The organism is Rhizobium sp. BK418 (assembly GCF_004341105.1).
In the GTDB taxonomy this organism is placed as follows: Bacteria; Pseudomonadota; Alphaproteobacteria; order Rhizobiales; family Rhizobiaceae; genus Rhizobium.
Window position 1 is genome coordinate 476,770 of record NZ_SLZK01000003.1, and the last position, 16,078, is coordinate 492,847.

Consider the following 16,078-nt stretch of genomic DNA (forward strand, 5'->3'; position numbering starts at 1 on the left):
TGTCTTCAGTGCTGCTGCAAAGCAGCAGCCTGACGGCGGGCGCGGAAGATCGCCCAGAGGCCGAGCAGGATCATGGGGAAGGACAGAACCATGCCCATCGTCAGCCAACTTGTGCCGAGCAGATAGCCGAGCTGCGCATCCGGCTCCCGGAAGAATTCCACAAGGATGCGCGACAGCGCATAGCCGCAGACGAAGACGCCAGTGATGAGGCCCGGGCTCTTCAGAGCCTTGGCGCCAAAGACGAGGGCAGCAAGAACGAGCAGCAAGACGATGCCTTCCAGACCGGCTTCGTAAAGCTGGCTCGGATGGCGGGCAAAGGGGCCGCCAGTCGGGAAGACGACTGCCCAGGGCATGTCCGTCAGCCGGCCCCAGAGCTCGCCGTTGATGAAGTTGGCAATACGGCCGAAGAACAAGCCGCAGGGTACGACTGTTGCGACGATGTCGAACAGGCTCCAGATCGGGATATGGTTGCGGCGGGCAAAGAGGATCATGGCGATCGTGGTCCCGGTCAGGCCGCCATGGAAGGACATGCCGCCATTCCAGATCTGCACGGCGCGGATCGGATTTTCGACGATGGCGCCGAGATCATAGAAGAGAATGTAGCCGATGCGACCGCCCAGCACGATGCCGAGGGCTGCCCAGACGATGAAGTCGTCGAGCTGGGTCCTTGTAATGGGCGAGCTATCGTTCGGCCAAAGCGCATCGTTTGCGGCAAGGCGGCGGGCATAGGCCCAGCCGAGCAGGATGCCGGCGACATAGGCCAGACCATACCAGTGAATCGCCAGCGGGCCGATCGAAAAAGCGATCGGGTCGATATTAGGGAAAGGCATTATAGCAAGAAGATCAGCGGCTATCGGCAAGGTTTTCCCACCCGTTGAGATGCGCGGAACATGGCTCCGCGATGTCTGACGGTCAAGTGCATTGTTCGTCACGGGGCCTAGCGTAAGGGCTTATCCCGCGCAAAGCGCTTGCATCCTTAACGGCGAAGCCCTACCTCCATTTCAGCGGCCGCAAGGCCTGACAATCACGTCGTGCGAAGGGAGAAATACGCCATGACGACCGGAACGAACCGCATCATGGATGAATTCGCCAAGCTGATGACCGATGCCGCCGGTGCAGCGCAGGGCGTGCGCAAGGAGATCGAGACGGCGTTCAACGCGCAAGCCGAGCGCTGGCTGAACAGCATGGATGTCGTCAAGCGTGAGGAATTCGAAGCCGTGCGCGAAATGGCTATCAAGGCCCGCGACGAAAACGAGGTGCTCGCTGCCCGTATTGCTGCGCTCGAAGCGAAGCTTGCCGCAAAGGGCAAGTGATATCAGCAAAGATAAGTTGCTGTATAAGGTGCGGCGTGGCCCATGTGCTACATGCCGCATCTTCGATAAAAAAATCAGGTATGCTTTTCCACCTGTGGACACTGCCAAAAAATCCAATGAGCAGAGTCTTTTACCTCCCCCGTTGAATCTGATTCCCTAAGTGCTTTCCACAACCGGCCCGGCCAAATTTCCGCTCGGGGGGCTGGCAGGCCGCCAGGGGCATTATACACTGATTTTAAATGATGATTCGAAGCGAATGGTAAGCTCCGGGCAGGTTCACTGCGTTAGTCTGGCAGCGGTTCAGCGATCATCCCGAGTGGTGGTTTCCGGTATTGCGTGTGTCTTGTTTTGTGTTTTTTCACGAAGTTGGGCCGCATTCATTCCGGTCAAGAAGGTGCTGCATGAGCCTTATGGAATTGGAAGTCGAACGCCAGTCAAACCCGGTCGACATGATCGAGTACGTGGCCTCAAATAATGACTGGTCATTCGAGCGCTCCGGCGAAGACGAAATTGCAATGACTGTAGAAGGCCGCTGGGCCGACTATCATGTCTCTTTTTCCTGGATGGAGGAATTTGAAGCGCTGCATCTCGGCTGCGCCTTCGACATCAAGGTTCCTGAAGTCAGGGTCAACGAAGTGGTGAAGCTGCTCTCGGCGATCAACGGGCAGGTGCTGATGGGGCACTTCGACCTGTGGCGTCAGGAAGATGTTGTCATCTTCCGTCAGTCGCTGCTGCTTGCCGGCGGGGCCGAGCCGACCAATCGCCAGGTCGAAGTGCTGCTGTCCAGTGCGCTCGATACCTGCGAAGCCTATTATCAAGCTTTCCAATTCGTCGTATGGTCCGGCATGGAAGCCAACAAGGCGATGGAGGCGGTCCTTTTTGAAACCGTCGGTGAGGCATAACATGCCTGCGACCATTTTTTCGGCGGCCAATCCGGTCGTTCTCATCGGTGCCGGCAATATGGGCGGTGCCATGCTTTCCGGATGGCTGAAGAGCGGAGTTCCGGGTTCTGCAGTGGTGGTGGTCGATCCCGGTCCGTCGTCAGCGATGATGTCGACTATCGCCGATGCCGGTGCCACGCATGTCACAGCGGCTCCTGCCGATCTCAAGGCCGGTGTTCTGTTCCTTGCGGTGAAGCCGCAGGTGATGGACGCCGTGCTTCCCACCATCAAGAGCGTCGTCGGATCGCAGACGGTGGTTGTTTCGGTCGCTGCCGGCAAGACGCTTGCCTTTCTCGAAAAACATCTCGGCGAGGCGGCCATGGTGCGTGCTATGCCGAACACGCCTGCGATGATCGGACGTGGTGTAACTGGTGCCTATGCCAATACGCGCGTCAGCGTTGCGCAACGCGACGGCGTCAATGCCCTTCTTCGTGTCTCTGGCCCGGTCGAATGGGTACCTGCAGAATCCGATATCGATTCCGTCACGGCGCTCTCGGGCAGCGGGCCTGCCTATGTGTTCTATCTCGTCGAGTGTATGGCAGAAGCAGGCCGTAAACTTGGCCTGCAGGCGGACCTTGCCATGCGTCTTGCGCGGGAAACTGTCGCGGGGGCTGGTGAGTTGCTGCACCAGTCCCCCGATGACGCGGCTCGCCTGCGCCAGAACGTGACCTCTCCTGGCGGGACGACCGCGGCAGCACTTTCCGTTCTGATGGCCGAAGAGGGCATGCAGCCGTTGTTCGACAGAGCGCTCGCGGCTGCCCGCAAGCGTGCCGAAGAACTCGCCAGCTGAGAACGCCAATCATGGCCGAAGAGATTACCTTTGCCGATTTCGAGCGCGTCGATATTCGTATCGGCACCGTCATCGAGGCCAGCCCGTTTCCGGAAGCCCGCAAGCCGGCGATCAAGCTCTTGATCGATTTCGGATCAGAGATTGGCGTCAAGAAATCCTCGGCGCAGATCACGGTGCATTATTCGCCGGAGCGGCTTGTCGGACGGCAGGTGATGGCCGTCGTCAACTTTCCGCCGCGTCAGATCGGGCCGTTTCGATCGGAAGTGCTGACACTCGGTTTTGCGGACGAGAAGGGCGACATCGTGCTTGCGGCGGTCGAGCGGCCGGTTCCGAATGGACAGAAGCTGATGTAGGCCAGCCAGACCTATCCGGGTCGGCCAACCCGGATGGGTCTCAGTGGATATCGCGCGACAGCGGATCACTCAATGTAAAATCGTGGAAGACGGCTTCGAAACCGGCGCGTTGCGGCGAACAGAAGACGGGGCCGACCAGTACCTCCTCGAAAGCCGGATCGAACCAGGCGAGGCGGGCCATGCGCCATTCGTCCATCGTATCCGTGCTGTACTGGATGAACAGGGCGTCGCCGTTGCGTGTGGCGCGCACCGAAATCGCATCGAAATCATGGCCGATGCGAAAGGCCGACCAGTCGGAATTGCCGTTGGTAACCACGGTGCTGAAATGTCTGGCCCCATCGGTATATTCGATGCCACACTTCATCCAGTGCTTTTCATCAACGCGGATCATCAAGCCGGCTTGATCATAGAGCGCTTCGTAATTGGCGGAGAAGGTGACTTCGGCGGTGAAATCGCCCTTGCGGCTTTCATGCAGAAAGTGGCCATCGTCGCGGTGGAAGCCGTAATAGGTGCCCTGCCAGAAATCGGTCTTTTCGCCGGAGCGGACGTGAAGGGCGCCGTCGCGTTCCTCGAAGAAGGGCGGTGCGTTCAGCCAAGCCATGTGTTTCATGCTCAGGTCTCTCGCAAGAAGGGATTTTCACGGCGTTCGTCGCCGATGCGACTGCCGGGCCCGTGACCGCAGATGAAGCCGACGTCGTCGCCGAGCGGCAGTACCTTGTCTCGGATGGAATCGAGAAGTTGACGATGGTTTCCGCCGGGCAGGTCGGTCCGGCCGATCGAGCCATTGAAGAGCACGTCGCCGAGATGGGCGAATTTCTGCGCGCGGTTGAAGTAGATCACGTGGCCCGGCGCATGGCCTGGTGTGTGGTAGACCTCGAATTTGTGGGCACCAAACGAGACCGTGTCGCCATCCTTCAGCCAGCGGTCGGGTGTGACGTTCTGCAGGCCCTGTACGCCATATTTCTCGGCCTGGGTTTCGATGCGCTGCAGGAGCGGCAGATCGTCCTCATGCGGGCCAACGATATCGACTCCGAGCTTCTCCTTGAGTTCCTTGGCGCCGCCGGCATGATCGAGATGGCCGTGGGTAAGCCAGATTTCCTTGATCTCGAGGCCGTGCTCCTCGATCACGCCTGCAATGACAGAGACATCGCCACCGGGATCGACGACTACGCCTTCCTTCGTGTCCGGATCGAAGAGAATGGTGCAGTTCTGCTGGAAGGGTGTCACCGGAATGATTCCGGCCTGGAGCATGCCCATGAATGCCTCACTTCGCGTCTTCAATGTCCTATCTCTATAGGCGCAAATGCAGTCGAAGGCAGCCGGAATTTTCGGCAGGCTCACGCGGAAAAGACAGGCTGCAACAGGAATTTATTGATCATTCAAGCGGCAGGTCGCCACGCTATCAGGCGCGTTTGCGATGCTTTTTCAATGGCTTATCCAAGGTTTCCCGATGCCGTTTTCGGCTCGACCGTGCGGAGAGGAACATCCTGGCAACCCACGCGTTGTCAGCCCATGGCAACAAGGGAGATATTACAATGACCCTGAAGAGAAACCTTCTGCTGGCAGGCGCCTTTCTGGCCGTAAGCGCCGGCTTTGCCCAGGCGGACATGGTAGCGACATCCATCAGCGACCTGAACATCCGCTCAGGCCCTGGTCCGCAATATCCTTCCGTCGGCGTCGCCATGCGAGGCTCGACTGCCGTGCTTGATGGCTGCATCGAAGGCAGCCGCTGGTGCCGTGTCGACGTGAGCGGCGTGCGCGGCTGGGTCTATGCCCAGTATCTGCAGGTCGATCAGGGCGGCTCGCCCGTCATCGTCGAGCAGCATCGCGCCGAACTCGGCGTGCCTGTCGTGACCTATGAGACGACTGGCAGCGTCGTGCCGGTACAGCCAATGCCGGCGCCGGGCGACGAACTGATCGGCCCGGTTGGCTCGGTCGAGGCCATTACGCCGCCGGACGAAGTGCTCACCTATATCGACACGACCCCGACACAAACCGTGCGGCTTGGTGGCGATGTGGTCGTCGGTGCCGAAGTTCCTGCGGATGTGACCTTCCAGACGATTCCGGATTATCAGTATCGCTATGTCCGCATCAACAATCGGCCGGTGCTGGTCGACCCGGGCACGCGCCGCATCGTCTATGTCTATCAATGAGCTCAGTAGAGAGGCGGCCATGCGGCCGCCTTGGGCTTATTGAGAACTACGCCAGCCGCTCGGCGTCTCCATCGGTTCGATCTCATGCCTGGTATCTGCTGCCTATCGGTGGCGGCAGATCGCCGAACGAGCAGCGACGCTCGCCCGAGGCAGTCTTCATAAGCTCCCGCGTGGGTTGCCAGAATTCTCTATTTCTCCTCTGAAATATGCTAATATCCAAATGTGCCATCCGGCGATGGCATGAGTCGGTGATCGGGGAGATCGCCAGAGGAGGGAATTATGGAAGCGCTACTTCCGCTCATCACACAATTGATTGCGGGTGCTGTTGGCGGCAATGTCGCAAGCGCTGCGCTCAAGCAGCAGGCGATCAACGTCGTTGCCCGCACAATCGCGGGTGCTATCGGTGGTATCGGTGGCGGTATGCTGCTCAGCATGGTCGGCGGTGAAGCCGCAATGACTGGGCTGATTGCCGACGGCATCGGCGGACTGATCGGTGGCGGCATTCTTTCGACGCTTGCTGGCCTGGTCATGGCCAAGGCACGCTGAAGGTTCAGGCGCGCTGGGCGAAGAAACGGAGCGGCAGACACAAGCGTCTGGTCGGCGCCATGACTGGTTGAGGTCTTATTCGGCGGCGATTGCAGCGGCCGGATCGGTTCTCTCATGTAGTCGTTCATTGGCGTCAAAAGCTGTCGCATTGTGCAGCGATTAAGCCCGGTTTCGGAAACTAGGTGATTTGCCCGGACGAACCGCTCAAAAGGCATTCGGAAAAGCTCTTCAGCTCTTCCGGGCGCTTGTTGAGCGACTTCGATACTGCGTCGTTTGGCCGGTTCGATTTCCGTCTGCGGGTGATGCCGTTCAGGAAGCGATCCCCGCGTGAGCGTGTGAATAACGCCATCCTTGATAGAGAAGATACCGGCGCCGATCGCCTCCGCCGTCTGGCCGCGAGCATCGCTGGGCATTGCCTCTCCTGCGCGCTTGCGCCATGTCTGTTGATTGTTGCCCTCATTACGTTCTATCCACTGGCGCAAGGGGAAATTGCGCGTTGCGCTGGAGATTTGCCGGTCCGGTTTTAGTTTCCAGATGGAACAGTCCTTTCAGCCTTCCGCAAGATTCGGAAAGTTCTTGGCAAAAAGTACGTCAGCAAGCTGACATATTTTTGCTTAGGTTTCGCTGACAGCGCGCCGAGAGAAAGGAAACAGAGTGCCACGACAGACCAGCTCGAAAGCAGGCAAACTTGAGCCGCTGACCGCTCCGATGGAGGATGTCGGCACTATTGATTTCGAGATTATCGAGCTGTTCTTCTTCGCTTATCGCGATTTCGTTTCAGACCCCGATGCCATTCTCGAAAAGAGCGGTTTCGGGCGGGCGCATCACCGCGTCGTGCACTTCGTCAACCGCAATCCAGGCATGACCGTCGCGGATCTGCTCGAGACGCTGAAGATCACCAAGCAAAGCCTTGCAAGAGTACTGAAACAACTGATCGATTCAGGCTATATTCGGCAAGTGGCAGGCCCGGAGGATCGCCGTCAGCGCAAGCTCTATCCTACCAAATCGGGCAGGGAGCTGGCGCTTGCGCTTGCCGAGCCGCAATCACGCCGTATTGAACGGGCATTCGAAGGAGCTTCCCCGGAGGCGCGGGAGGGCGTAAAGGCGTTTCTCAGAGGCATGAGAAACAGACAGAAGGCGAATTAAATGGCGGTGAAAACAGGCATTTCCGATGACGCGGCGCACCTTCTCGTTGTCGATGACGACACCCGTATTCGCGCACTCCTGAACCGCTACCTGACGGAAAATGGTTTTCGCGTGACCGTCGCTTCCGATGGAGCCGAAGCGCAGCGCAAACTCGCGGGGCTCGATTTTGACCTCATCATCATGGACGTGATGATGCCAGGCGAATCCGGAATCGACGTCACGCGCGGGCTCAGAGCCGTGAAGAACGTGCCGATCATCATGCTGACGGCGCTTGCCGAATCCGGCAACCGCATCGCCGGTCTCGAGGCGGGTGCCGACGATTACCTTTCCAAGCCTTTCGACCCGCGTGAACTGGTCCTGCGCGTCAACAACATCCTGCGCCGCAACAGCGGCGGTGATACGCCGAAGATCGAGCAGATCATGTTCGGCCCCTACACGTTCTCGCTCACCCGCAAGGAGTTGAAGAAGGCGGCCGAAGTGATCCGTCTGACGGACCGCGAACAGGAGATCATGCTCCTGTTTGCCCGGCGGGCCGGCGATACGATCCCCCGGCACGAGTTGATCGGAGACGACGCGGAAGTCGGTGAACGCACCATCGACGTTCAGATCAACCGCCTGCGCCGCAAGATCGAAGACGATCCTGCCAATCCGGTCTGGCTGCAGACCGTGCGCGGTATCGGATACAGGCTGAGCATCGACTGAAAGGACAGGTTCGGGACCGGCGCAAATGGTGACATTCGACAGCTTGCGGCGGGAAGACCGCTCTCCGGCACCGGGCTGGCGCTGGTTCATCCGCTGGCTGCGGCGGCGGCTGCCGACAGGCCTCTATACGCGTTCGCTCCTCATCATCATCATTCCGATGGTGCTTCTGCAATCGGTCGTCGCTGCCGTGTTCATGGAGCGTCACTGGCAGATGGTGACCGAGCGGCTGTCGCTTGGCGTTACCCGCGATATTGCCGCCATCATCGAGGTCATCAATACCTATCCGCAAGATGCGGACTATAGCGAAATCATCCGCATTGCTCGCGATCAGCTCAACCTGCAGATTTCGATCGAGCCGGATGGAGATTTGCCACCGCCGCGAGACAAGCCGTTCTTCTCGATCCTCGATAGCATTCTGAGCGACGAAATCACTGATGAAATCCGCCGGCCGTTCTGGATTGATACGGTCGGCAATTCCAACCTCATCGAGATCCGCATCAAGCTCGACAACCGCATCCTGCGCGTCATCACAAAACGCAGCCAGGCCTATGCGTCGAACACGCATATCTTCATTCTCTGGATGGTCGGCGCGTCGCTGGTGCTGATCGCAATCTCGATCCTCTTCCTGCGCGGCCAGATCCGGCCGATCCTCAATCTGGCGCGGGCAGCCGAGAGTTTCGGCAAGGGGCAGAAGGCCGACAATTTCTATCCGCGCGGCGCCGATGAAGTTCGTCGCGCTGGCCTTGCCTTCATCCTCATGCGCGAGCGCATCGAGCGGCAGATCGAGCAGCGAACGGCGATGCTCTCAGGCGTCAGCCATGACCTCAGGACTATCCTGACGCGCTTCAAGCTGCAGCTGGCGCTTGCCGGCGACAATCCCGATCTCGCCGGTCTGAATGAAGACGTCAATGACATGCAGACGATGCTTGAAGCCTATATGGCTTTCGCCAAGGGCGAGGTCGAGGAGGATGTCGGCGAGCTGAAGCTCAGCGAGATTTTCGAGAAGCTCGAAGCCGATTTCGAACTGCACGGCAAGGTGCTGACCTATTCCATCGACGGCGAGGACGATATCTCGGTGCGGCCGAATGCCTTCACGCGGCTTGTGACAAATCTCGCCTCCAATGCAAGGCGCTATGCAGGCACGCTGAACATCGAGGCGAAGCACGGGGCAAAGTGGCTGACCATTATCTTCGACGACGATGGCCCAGGCATCCCTGAGAAGTATCGGGAAGACGTGTTCAAGCCATTCTTCCGCCTGGACACCGCACGCAATCTCGATGCGTCCGGGACTGGCCTCGGGCTTGCGATCGTCAGAGACATTGCGCGCAGCCATGGCGGAAACATCACGCTCAGCGACAGTCCGCTTGGCGGATTAAGGGCGACGGTGAGGATTCCGGCCTAGCGCTCGCTCGCCGGTTTGGCGTCGAATTCATTCAGATGGATGACGATCCAGCGCCAGAGCGAGACGACCTGGGTCAAGAGCTCGCGGCCAAGCGGGGTCAGCGCATATTCGACGCGTGGCGGTACCTGCGGATAGAGCGTACGGATGACGAGACCGTCGCTTTCGAGCGTGCGCAGCGTCTGTGTCAGCACCTTCTGGCTGATATCCTCGACCCGTTCCAGCACCCTTGAAAACCGCAGGGGACCATCGGCTTCCGACAGCACGTGAAGGACGCGCAGCGGCCATTTTGCCGCGGCGCGCTCCAGCAGTTGGCGTGCCCTGGCATCCTGCTCATCGCTCATATTGGAGCAGAAGTCGAAGATATCATCTTTCATCGTAGTTACTTTCAGGTGTGTATAGATCTCTAAGGTACCTTCTTTCCATCTGAAACAACAGATCCTAGATGAACCGGAAACCGAAAAAGGAGGTTTCCATGTCGAAGGTTTGGTTGATTACGGGAAGTTCGCGCGGCCTCGGCCGGGCGCTGGCCACTGCGGTGCTCGAAGCTGGCGACAGACTGGTGGCAACGGCACGCGATCCCGGGCAGCTTGCGGGTCTTGTCAAGGCATTTGGTTCGCGCGTTCTGGCGCTGCCGCTTGACGTGACCGATGAGGCTGCCGCGAGCGCGGCGGTGAAGACGGCAGTCGAAACATTTGGCAGGCTCGATGTGCTTGTCAACAATGCCGGCTACGGCAACGTCGCGCCGATCGAGGATACGAGTCTTGCGGATTTCCGTGCACAGATCGAGACCAATCTCTTCGGCACCGTTATCATGACCAAGGCGGCGATCCCGATCATGCGCGGGCAGGGGGCAGGGCATATCATCCAATTCTCTTCCGTCGGCGGAAGGATCGGGCCTGTGGGTCGTGCGCCCTATGCCGCGGCGAAATGGGGCGTCGAAGGCTTTTCCGAAGTGCTGTCCAAAGAGGTTGGGCCGCTTGGTATCAAGGTGACGGTCATCGAACCAGGCGGCTTCCGCACGGATTTTGCCGGTTCGTCGACGGCGATTTATGGAGGCCGCCCGGAATATGCCGAAACGGTCGGCGCCATGGCGGAGTACCAGCGCAACTACAACGGTCGCCAACCCGGCGATCCGGATAAGGCCGCTGCCGTGGTGCTGCACATTGCTTCACTCGATGTACCACCATTACGCCTGCTGCTTGGCAGTGATGCGGCCGCAGCGGTGGAAAAGGCAGATGCTGCGCGAATGGAGGCCGATCGTACCTGGCGTGCCGTCAGCCTATCGACTGATTTCGAGCCGGGCGGAGGGGCTGTCCGTATGCCGTGGGATAAGAAAGCCGGTTAAGACTATCTGCCACAAATGAAAAGCGCCGCTCGGAGGCGGCGCTTTTCATTCAAAGTATTATCGGACTATCAGCTCGCGACGCAAAAGTGCTCGCGGCCGTCATTGCCGATGTAGGTACCGCTCTGCGGATCGAAGCTACGGTAGCGGTAGGAGCAATAGCGCTGCCATTGGGCGCTCCAGGGCTCCATGGCGCCGACGGGACGACCATAGACGGGACGGCCATAGACTGGCTCGGAATAGACGGGTTCGGAATATACCGGACGAGCACGGTAAACCGGCGGCGGAGCATATTCCGGCTCATAGACCGGCGGATCGATGTAGCGGCGCTCTTCGTAAACCGGGCCGTTATTGGCATTGGCGATGGCGGACCCGACGATTAGGCCGGTGGCAAGGCCGACAGCGCCACCAACCCACGCGTCGTTGCCATGGTGGCTGTGCCCATGACGCCAGTAGCGGTCGTCGGCGGAAGCTTCGCCGATAGCCGAGAGGGTCAGAGCAGCGGCGGTTGCCGTCAGAAGAATGGTCTTTGTAAGCCTGTTCATCGCGTAAAATCCCGGTATCGGGAACCGGAAGCGGTCCCTTCTCTATGGTTCTGAAGGTAGCGGCGTCATGCTGAACGAAGGCTGAACGACAAAACCCGGCATCACTGCCGGGCTTCAACTCGAATTCCACGCCTATGCGAAGGTTCAGCCTGAAATCTGCAGATTGACGGCCTTCGGGCCCTTGCCGCGGCGATCCGGCTCCGTGTCGAAGCTTACTTTCTGATTTTCCGTCAGACCGGCCAGGCCGGAAGCCTGAACGGCAGAAATGTGAACGAAGATATCGGCGCCGCCCTTGTCCGGCTTGATAAAGCCGAAGCCCTTGTCGGTATTGAAGAATTTTACAGTGCCAGTCTCGGCCATGCCTCAGGTCCTTTTGTCTCCGCCCGCCATCCACACGGGCAGCATTACAGTATTGCCTTCTTGCGAAGACTCCGACAGGCAAATCTTGAAATGTGAGAAAAAGGTCCCCTCTACCTCCGCCGGCTCCAGACAGGATTTAAAACCTGCATTTTTTTGGAACCGGCTGACCGGAATATTAGCGTTTCCGGCGCGCAAATTCTTAAGGACTTCCCATGCTCGCAAAATGCCCGAACGCGCGAAGAGTGCTGCGTTTGGCGGATTTTGGCAAGCAAAAGTTTTTTAACGTGTTCCTAAGAACACACTCGCAAATGTGGCCTGTTTTCGCGAAAACGCAAAAAATCCTCCATCAGTAGCAAATGATTAACGTTTTATATCGTCTGCAATATAAGTTCCGGGCAGATTTTACCAAAAATGCAACGATAGCGCGTCCCTCCGCGTGCTTAAAAAAATTTTTGAAAAGCCTTAAATAGCCCACAAATGGACGCGTGTTCACACTGTCTGCGCACGTCGGCGGGTCATTTCGGGGACAAGCTCGACTACAAGCATAGCGGTAAACATAAGCGCGCAACCGATGTAACCAAGTGGCGGCATGCTTTCGCCGAGGAGAAGGGCTGCGAGCGTGGCGCCGAACAAGGCCTCGGCGGACAGGAAGATCGCCGCCTGCGACGGCGTCGTATAGCGCTGGGCGACGACCTGCAGCACGAAAGCGACGCCGGAAGAGAAGATGCCGACGTAGAGGATTTGGGGCGCTGCCGCGCGGATATCTGCCAGACTGATCGGCTCGCATATGGCGGCGACGATGAGTGCGCAGGCCGCCGTGATTGCGAACTGGGTGCTGGACAGGGCAAGCGGCCGGCCGGTTTCGCCTACTGTTGTTCCGGCGAGCGTGATCTGTACCGACCAGAAGACAGCGCAGACGACCGTCAGCAGATCGCCGATCGTGAGGGCCGAGAGCTGACCGCCGGAGAGAAGATAGATGCCAGCCACGGCCATGATTGCACCCGGCCAGATGATCCAGTGCGGCGAACGGCGCAGCACGAAGACGGCGATTAGCGGCACGAAGATGACGTAGAGGCCGGTGATGAAGCTGGAATTCGTGACGGTCGTCGTCTGCAGGCCGATCTGCTGTGTCGATGCGCCACCGAAGAGCGCCAGGCCGATCAGCAGGTAGAGGCCGAGATGTCTGCGGCTGGTTGCAGCCTGTGCCTTGCGCGCTTCGAGGAGCGTGAAGGGCAAGGTGGCAAGCGCAGCGATGGCAAAACGCAGGCCGATGAACCAGAAGGGGCCAATCGCCTTCATTGCCGTCGACTGGGCGACGAAGCCTCCGCCCCAAATGGCAGCAGCGAGCAATAGAAGGAGGTTCGCCTGAACGCGCGTCATTTCACCCTCGATGTTGGGAAGCGTCTAAGAGTTAGGCTGACGGGTTAGCAGTTGCATTTCTTTTCGGCAAGGATGAGGATTCCTCAAATGGTCCGGAGGTATCTGATGAGGAGGCGATTGATTGCTGTCACGGTGGCGGCTTCTGGTGGGGCTTGGGTGCGCTTCGGCGCTGGCTGCCTCTTCCGTCCGTCCGATTTTGCGTTTTGCCGATCTGCCGCAGTCCGTGCGGGCAGACATCGAGCCTTACAACGGCGATTGCCATATCGAAGAACAGCGTCTTGCCGATGGTGATGCCTTCGAGGTCGTCAGTGAGACAGGGATGCGACTGATCATCGTGCCCTGCGGCCAGACCGGTGCCTACAACATGCCCTTTGCGATCTATGGCGGTTATGGCAGCCGGATTTCCCGAACGGCCTTTCCACTGAAGTTTTCCGAAACGATCGGCGATACGGCTTTCAACGTCCGCTATGATGAGCTGGAAATGCGCTTCACCTCCTTTGCAAAGGGGCGGGGCATGGGCGATTGCGGCAGTTATTATGCGTGGCGTGCTGCCGAACCGGGGCGTATGGGTTTCCTTGTTCTTGAGGAAGTGCGCATCAAGGAAGAATGCGAAGCCAGAGCCGACGGCGGTCCGGCAACATGGCCGCTCGTGTGGAAGCGCCAATGACGACAGGATATTCCGGCACTCCGCTCGCAAAGAAGCTGGGACTTAAATCGGGGCAGACGGCCTTGCTCGTCAATGTTCCCGTTGCGCTTGGCTACATCGGCACATTCGAGGGTTTTGCTTCGGTTCAGCGCGTCTTGCCGACGGTTTCTGCCCGGCAATTTGATTACGTCCATATCTTCGAAACGCGGCGCGCGGTGCTGGAAGAGATAGCGGCGGCCCTGTTTTGCGCAATCAAGCCGGATGGCATGATCTGGATATCGTGGCCGAAGAAGAGTTCGAAGGTGCCGACCAGCATCACCGAAGATGCATTGCGCGAGATCCTGCTGCCGACCGGTCTCGTCGACGTCAAGGTCTGCGCCGTGGACGAGACTTGGTCGGGGCTGAAATTCATGATCCGCAGGGAATTGCGAGGCTTACTTTAGCCAGCGCTGTCGTCGGCGCGAGAAACTCGAAGCAACGCACCGTCATCCTCGTCGGTCACCATCAGCAGCGCGCCGTCGGGAGCGACGATGACATCGCGGATGCGTCCATAATCGCCTTCGAACATGCGTTCCTCGGTCGTGAAGGCGCCAGTTGAATCCCGCTGCATGCGCGACAGCAATTGGAATTTCAGGGCTGCTACCATGAAGTTGCCGTTCCATTCCGGGAACATCTTGCCGCGATAGACGACGAGAGCGCCTGGAGCGATCGACGGATCCCAATAATGCAGCGGCTGTTCCAGGCCTTCCTTGGCGGTTCCTTCTCCGATCTTGGCACCGGAATAGTCGCGGCCATAGGTGATGATCGGCCAGCCGTAATTTTTGCCGGGCTCGGGATTGTTGATCTCATCGCCGCCGCGCGCGCCATGCTCGACGGTGTAGAGTTTGCCGTCGGCGCTATCGAAGGTGATGCCCTGCGGGTTGCGATGACCCTTGGACCAGATTTCCGGCAGGGCCTTGCCGCCGTGCTTGAAGGGATTATCGGCGGGGATGCTGCCATCGGCGTTGAGATGGACGATGGAGCCGGCATCATCCTTCCAGTCCTGCGAACGGTCACGATCGCCGCGGTCACCGACACTAATGAACAGCGAGCCGTCGGGTGCGATGGCAATACGCGACCCGTACTGGATGTTGCCGCGGGTAAAACGCCGCATGGTGAAAATCGGCGTGACGTTTTCGAGGCGCTTTTCATCTGATGACAGCGTGGCGCTGAAGGCTTCCGTACCAGAGCCCCTGTTATTGGTGGTCGCGGCAGTCAGATAGAGTTTGCGGCTGGTGGCAAAATCGGGAGCGAGCGCAATATCCATAAGGCCGCCCTGACCGCGGGCGTTGACCTCGGGCACGCCGCCAACCGGATCGGAGATCTTGCCATCGCGGATAATGCGCAGTCGTCCCGGCCGCTCCGTGACGATATAACTGCCATCAGGCAGGACCTCGACTGCCCAGGGGTGCTCCAGTCCCTCAGCGAGCTTCTCGACACGAACCGAGACTTCCTGCGTCTTGATGATACCCCCGCTTTGGGCAAGGGCGGGACCTGCCAAAGCACCTACGCCTGCGAGCAGGGCGGCGAAACGGAATGTTGAAATGGCGTCCATCCTAGTCCCCATCGTGAGTTTCGGGGAAAGGTGGCGCGGGTATGGGGCGCTTCAACCATGTTCGGCGCTCCATAACGGTTTTGTGTTCTCAGGCTGAAAGGAGGTCGTCAGTTGATCTTGCGGGGAGGGTGCGAATGTCGAAGTCGGCATATTGCAGACCAGCGCTCATCATCGGCCGGGTCATGAAGCCTGTGCGCTTTGCTTCGGCTTTCAAGAAGAGCCCGCAACCGATCAGTGCCATGCCGTAAAAGGCGAGGCAGACAATCCCGACGGCGACCACTTTTTCGACGACCGAAAGCCCGGGCAGACGAGGTGTTTGCGTGGCCGGCGGTGCGTCATGGGCAGACGCTGCGGCCATGGCAAGCTCCATGTAGGTCGGCAGCGGCTCGTAGGTTTCCGTTTCCTCGCTCCAGCCGGAGCTTTGCGGTTTAGCGGCCATCGCGCCGGCCTCCCGAGAGGACGAGACCCTTAATGCGGCGCAGCCAGATCGCAAGCCCATTTGCCGCGACGAATGCGGCGAAAAGCATCGCTACGCCGTCCGTGATCTTTTGGTCGGCATGGGTTGTTTGGAGAGAGCTGGAAGCCATTGCCGGCCCCGCCTCGGCGACCGAAAGGAGGCCAAACGTCACCACGACGCAGCATGCAAAAGCCACGACTGCGACCATCAGCGATAAAGAAATCCGGCCTGCGCGCAGGCGTCCCGCCACGCGCTCGTCTTCCAGAAACATGGTATGCCCTCAATAACCAGTGTCGGATGGCGGAAGAATACCGTTTCCATCTCGGCGCTCTGACGACCGAATTGCGGCACGCCGCGGCATTTGTTGCGGCTTATTCGTGGCAAATGGTAAACGGGCGATAACCTTGA

Annotated in this window: 22 protein-coding genes; 12 read left to right on the forward strand and 10 right to left on the reverse strand. The window is 59.0% G+C overall.

What is annotated here, in order from left to right; genetic code table 11:
• Positions 1-5: 5 nt before the first annotated feature.
• The gene (lgt, locus tag EV281_RS13795) at positions 6-860 is read right to left on the reverse strand and encodes a prolipoprotein diacylglyceryl transferase (protein ID WP_132653659.1); all 855 of its coding nucleotides are present in this window, start codon (positions 858-860) and stop codon (positions 6-8) included.
• A gap of 192 nt (positions 861-1,052) precedes the next feature.
• Here lgt and EV281_RS13800 point away from each other — a divergent pair, with 192 nt between their 5' ends.
• From EV281_RS13800 to EV281_RS13815, 4 genes are all read left to right on the forward strand, one after another.
• Complete coding sequence (locus tag EV281_RS13800; protein WP_132653660.1) at positions 1,053-1,313, forward strand: accessory factor UbiK family protein; 261 nt, start codon at positions 1,053-1,055, stop codon at positions 1,311-1,313.
• Between the two features lie 401 nt (positions 1,314-1,714).
• Positions 1,715-2,215, forward strand: a complete 501-nt coding sequence (locus EV281_RS13805) for a YbjN domain-containing protein (protein ID WP_132653661.1) — start codon at positions 1,715-1,717, stop codon at positions 2,213-2,215.
• A 1-nt stretch (position 2,216) separates the two neighbouring features.
• Positions 2,217-3,044: a pyrroline-5-carboxylate reductase gene (gene proC, locus EV281_RS13810; RefSeq protein ID WP_132653662.1), complete on the forward strand. Its 828-nt coding sequence runs from the start codon at positions 2,217-2,219 to the stop codon at positions 3,042-3,044.
• 11 nt (positions 3,045-3,055) lie between these two features.
• The gene (locus EV281_RS13815; protein WP_132653663.1) at positions 3,056-3,397 is read left to right on the forward strand and encodes a tRNA-binding protein; all 342 of its coding nucleotides are present in this window, start codon (positions 3,056-3,058) and stop codon (positions 3,395-3,397) included.
• A gap of 40 nt (positions 3,398-3,437) precedes the next feature.
• Here EV281_RS13815 and EV281_RS13820 read toward each other — a convergent pair whose 3' ends face one another.
• Both EV281_RS13820 and EV281_RS13825 read right to left on the reverse strand, forming a co-directional pair.
• Entirely contained in the window at positions 3,438-4,007 is a 570-nt protein-coding gene (locus tag EV281_RS13820; RefSeq protein WP_132653664.1) for a DUF1349 domain-containing protein, read from the reverse strand.
• Positions 4,008-4,009: 2 nt separating this feature from the next.
• Positions 4,010-4,654: an MBL fold metallo-hydrolase gene (locus EV281_RS13825; RefSeq protein WP_132653665.1), complete on the reverse strand. Its 645-nt coding sequence runs from the start codon at positions 4,652-4,654 to the stop codon at positions 4,010-4,012.
• Positions 4,655-4,932: 278 nt separating this feature from the next.
• On the opposite strand from EV281_RS13825, the gene EV281_RS13830 reads away from it, so the two are divergent.
• From EV281_RS13830 to EV281_RS13850, 5 genes are all read left to right on the forward strand, one after another.
• On the forward strand, positions 4,933-5,550 hold the full coding sequence (locus EV281_RS13830) for a DUF1236 domain-containing protein (protein ID WP_132653666.1): 618 nt from the start codon (positions 4,933-4,935) through the stop codon (positions 5,548-5,550).
• Positions 5,551-5,829: 279 nt separating this feature from the next.
• Positions 5,830-6,096, forward strand: a complete 267-nt coding sequence (locus EV281_RS13835) for a hypothetical protein (protein ID WP_132653667.1) — start codon at positions 5,830-5,832, stop codon at positions 6,094-6,096.
• 654 nt (positions 6,097-6,750) lie between these two features.
• Positions 6,751-7,242, forward strand: a complete 492-nt coding sequence (locus EV281_RS13840; RefSeq protein WP_132653668.1) for a MarR family transcriptional regulator — start codon at positions 6,751-6,753, stop codon at positions 7,240-7,242.
• Complete coding sequence (locus EV281_RS13845; protein WP_113428340.1) at positions 7,243-7,944, forward strand: response regulator transcription factor; 702 nt, start codon at positions 7,243-7,245, stop codon at positions 7,942-7,944.
• 25 nt (positions 7,945-7,969) lie between these two features.
• A complete protein-coding gene (locus EV281_RS13850) occupies positions 7,970-9,346 on the forward strand; it encodes an ATP-binding protein (protein ID WP_132653669.1) in 1,377 nt (458 codons plus the stop codon).
• On the opposite strand, the gene EV281_RS13855 is transcribed toward EV281_RS13850, so the two are convergent.
• On the reverse strand, positions 9,343-9,720 hold the full coding sequence (locus tag EV281_RS13855) for a helix-turn-helix domain-containing protein (RefSeq protein WP_245508264.1): 378 nt from the start codon (positions 9,718-9,720) through the stop codon (positions 9,343-9,345). The two genes, EV281_RS13850 and EV281_RS13855, sit on opposite strands and share 4 nt — an antisense overlap.
• Before the next feature lie 98 nt (positions 9,721-9,818).
• On the opposite strand from EV281_RS13855, the gene EV281_RS13860 reads away from it, so the two are divergent.
• Positions 9,819-10,691 (forward strand): oxidoreductase, encoded by an 873-nt coding sequence (locus EV281_RS13860; protein ID WP_132653671.1) that lies wholly within the window; start codon positions 9,819-9,821, stop codon positions 10,689-10,691.
• A 68-nt stretch (positions 10,692-10,759) separates the two neighbouring features.
• Here the strand turns inward: EV281_RS13860 and EV281_RS13865 are convergent, their stop codons facing one another.
• The 3 genes from EV281_RS13865 to EV281_RS13875 form a co-directional block, all read right to left on the reverse strand.
• On the reverse strand, positions 10,760-11,233 hold the full coding sequence (locus EV281_RS13865; RefSeq protein ID WP_132653672.1) for a BA14K family protein: 474 nt from the start codon (positions 11,231-11,233) through the stop codon (positions 10,760-10,762).
• 144 nt (positions 11,234-11,377) lie between these two features.
• Positions 11,378-11,593, reverse strand: coding sequence for a cold-shock protein (locus EV281_RS13870; RefSeq protein ID WP_007824341.1), 216 nt, complete (start codon positions 11,591-11,593; stop codon positions 11,378-11,380).
• Positions 11,594-12,082: 489 nt separating this feature from the next.
• Positions 12,083-12,973 (reverse strand): DMT family transporter, encoded by an 891-nt coding sequence (locus EV281_RS13875; protein ID WP_132653673.1) that lies wholly within the window; start codon positions 12,971-12,973, stop codon positions 12,083-12,085.
• A gap of 121 nt (positions 12,974-13,094) precedes the next feature.
• Between EV281_RS13875 and EV281_RS13880 the strand changes: the two genes are divergently transcribed.
• Together EV281_RS13880 and EV281_RS13885 are read left to right on the forward strand one after the other, a co-directional pair.
• On the forward strand, positions 13,095-13,640 hold the full coding sequence (locus EV281_RS13880) for a DUF1176 domain-containing protein (RefSeq protein ID WP_132653674.1): 546 nt from the start codon (positions 13,095-13,097) through the stop codon (positions 13,638-13,640).
• Entirely contained in the window at positions 13,580-14,062 is a 483-nt protein-coding gene (locus tag EV281_RS13885) for a DUF3052 domain-containing protein (RefSeq protein WP_132653675.1), read from the forward strand. Before EV281_RS13880 ends, EV281_RS13885 begins: the two co-directional genes overlap by 61 nt.
• Here the strand turns inward: EV281_RS13885 and EV281_RS13890 are convergent.
• The 3 genes from EV281_RS13890 to EV281_RS13900 form a co-directional block, all read right to left on the reverse strand.
• On the reverse strand, positions 14,059-15,213 hold the full coding sequence (locus EV281_RS13890) for a PQQ-dependent sugar dehydrogenase (protein ID WP_132653676.1): 1,155 nt from the start codon (positions 15,211-15,213) through the stop codon (positions 14,059-14,061). The two genes, EV281_RS13885 and EV281_RS13890, sit on opposite strands and share 4 nt — an antisense overlap.
• A gap of 88 nt (positions 15,214-15,301) precedes the next feature.
• Positions 15,302-15,652 carry a hypothetical protein gene (locus tag EV281_RS13895; protein ID WP_132653677.1) on the reverse strand — a complete coding sequence of 117 codons (351 nt, stop codon included), beginning with the start codon at positions 15,650-15,652 and terminating at the stop codon, positions 15,302-15,304.
• Complete coding sequence (locus EV281_RS13900; protein WP_132653678.1) at positions 15,642-15,941, reverse strand: hypothetical protein; 300 nt, start codon at positions 15,939-15,941, stop codon at positions 15,642-15,644. The genes EV281_RS13895 and EV281_RS13900 overlap by 11 nt, the downstream gene beginning before the upstream one ends.
• Positions 15,942-16,078: the final 137 nt, after the last annotated feature.

Coding starts and splice junctions, on each gene's coding strand:
- EV281_RS13800 (WP_132653660.1), top strand. CDS start 1,053: ATGACGACCGGAACGAACCGCATCATGGATGAATTCGCCAAGCTGATG.
- EV281_RS13805 (WP_132653661.1), top strand. CDS start 1,715: ATGAGCCTTATGGAATTGGAAGTCGAACGCCAGTCAAACCCGGTCGAC.
- proC (WP_132653662.1), top strand. CDS start 2,217: ATGCCTGCGACCATTTTTTCGGCGGCCAATCCGGTCGTTCTCATCGGT.
- EV281_RS13815 (WP_132653663.1), top strand. CDS start 3,056: ATGGCCGAAGAGATTACCTTTGCCGATTTCGAGCGCGTCGATATTCGT.
- EV281_RS13820 (WP_132653664.1), bottom strand. CDS start 4,007: ATGAAACACATGGCTTGGCTGAACGCACCGCCCTTCTTCGAGGAACGC.
- EV281_RS13825 (WP_132653665.1), bottom strand. CDS start 4,654: ATGGGCATGCTCCAGGCCGGAATCATTCCGGTGACACCCTTCCAGCAG.
- EV281_RS13830 (WP_132653666.1), top strand. CDS start 4,933: ATGACCCTGAAGAGAAACCTTCTGCTGGCAGGCGCCTTTCTGGCCGTA.
- EV281_RS13835 (WP_132653667.1), top strand. CDS start 5,830: ATGGAAGCGCTACTTCCGCTCATCACACAATTGATTGCGGGTGCTGTT.
- EV281_RS13845 (WP_113428340.1), top strand. CDS start 7,243: ATGGCGGTGAAAACAGGCATTTCCGATGACGCGGCGCACCTTCTCGTT.
- EV281_RS13850 (WP_132653669.1), top strand. CDS start 7,970: ATGGTGACATTCGACAGCTTGCGGCGGGAAGACCGCTCTCCGGCACCG.
- EV281_RS13855 (WP_245508264.1), bottom strand. CDS start 9,720: ATGAAAGATGATATCTTCGACTTCTGCTCCAATATGAGCGATGAGCAG.
- EV281_RS13860 (WP_132653671.1), top strand. CDS start 9,819: ATGTCGAAGGTTTGGTTGATTACGGGAAGTTCGCGCGGCCTCGGCCGG.
- EV281_RS13865 (WP_132653672.1), bottom strand. CDS start 11,233: ATGAACAGGCTTACAAAGACCATTCTTCTGACGGCAACCGCCGCTGCT.
- EV281_RS13870 (WP_007824341.1), bottom strand. CDS start 11,593: ATGGCCGAGACTGGCACTGTAAAATTCTTCAATACCGACAAGGGCTTC.
- EV281_RS13875 (WP_132653673.1), bottom strand. CDS start 12,973: ATGACGCGCGTTCAGGCGAACCTCCTTCTATTGCTCGCTGCTGCCATT.
- EV281_RS13885 (WP_132653675.1), top strand. CDS start 13,580: ATGCGAAGCCAGAGCCGACGGCGGTCCGGCAACATGGCCGCTCGTGTG.
- EV281_RS13890 (WP_132653676.1), bottom strand. CDS start 15,213: ATGGACGCCATTTCAACATTCCGTTTCGCCGCCCTGCTCGCAGGCGTA.
- EV281_RS13895 (WP_132653677.1), bottom strand. CDS start 15,652: ATGGCCGCTAAACCGCAAAGCTCCGGCTGGAGCGAGGAAACGGAAACC.
- EV281_RS13900 (WP_132653678.1), bottom strand. CDS start 15,941: ATGTTTCTGGAAGACGAGCGCGTGGCGGGACGCCTGCGCGCAGGCCGG.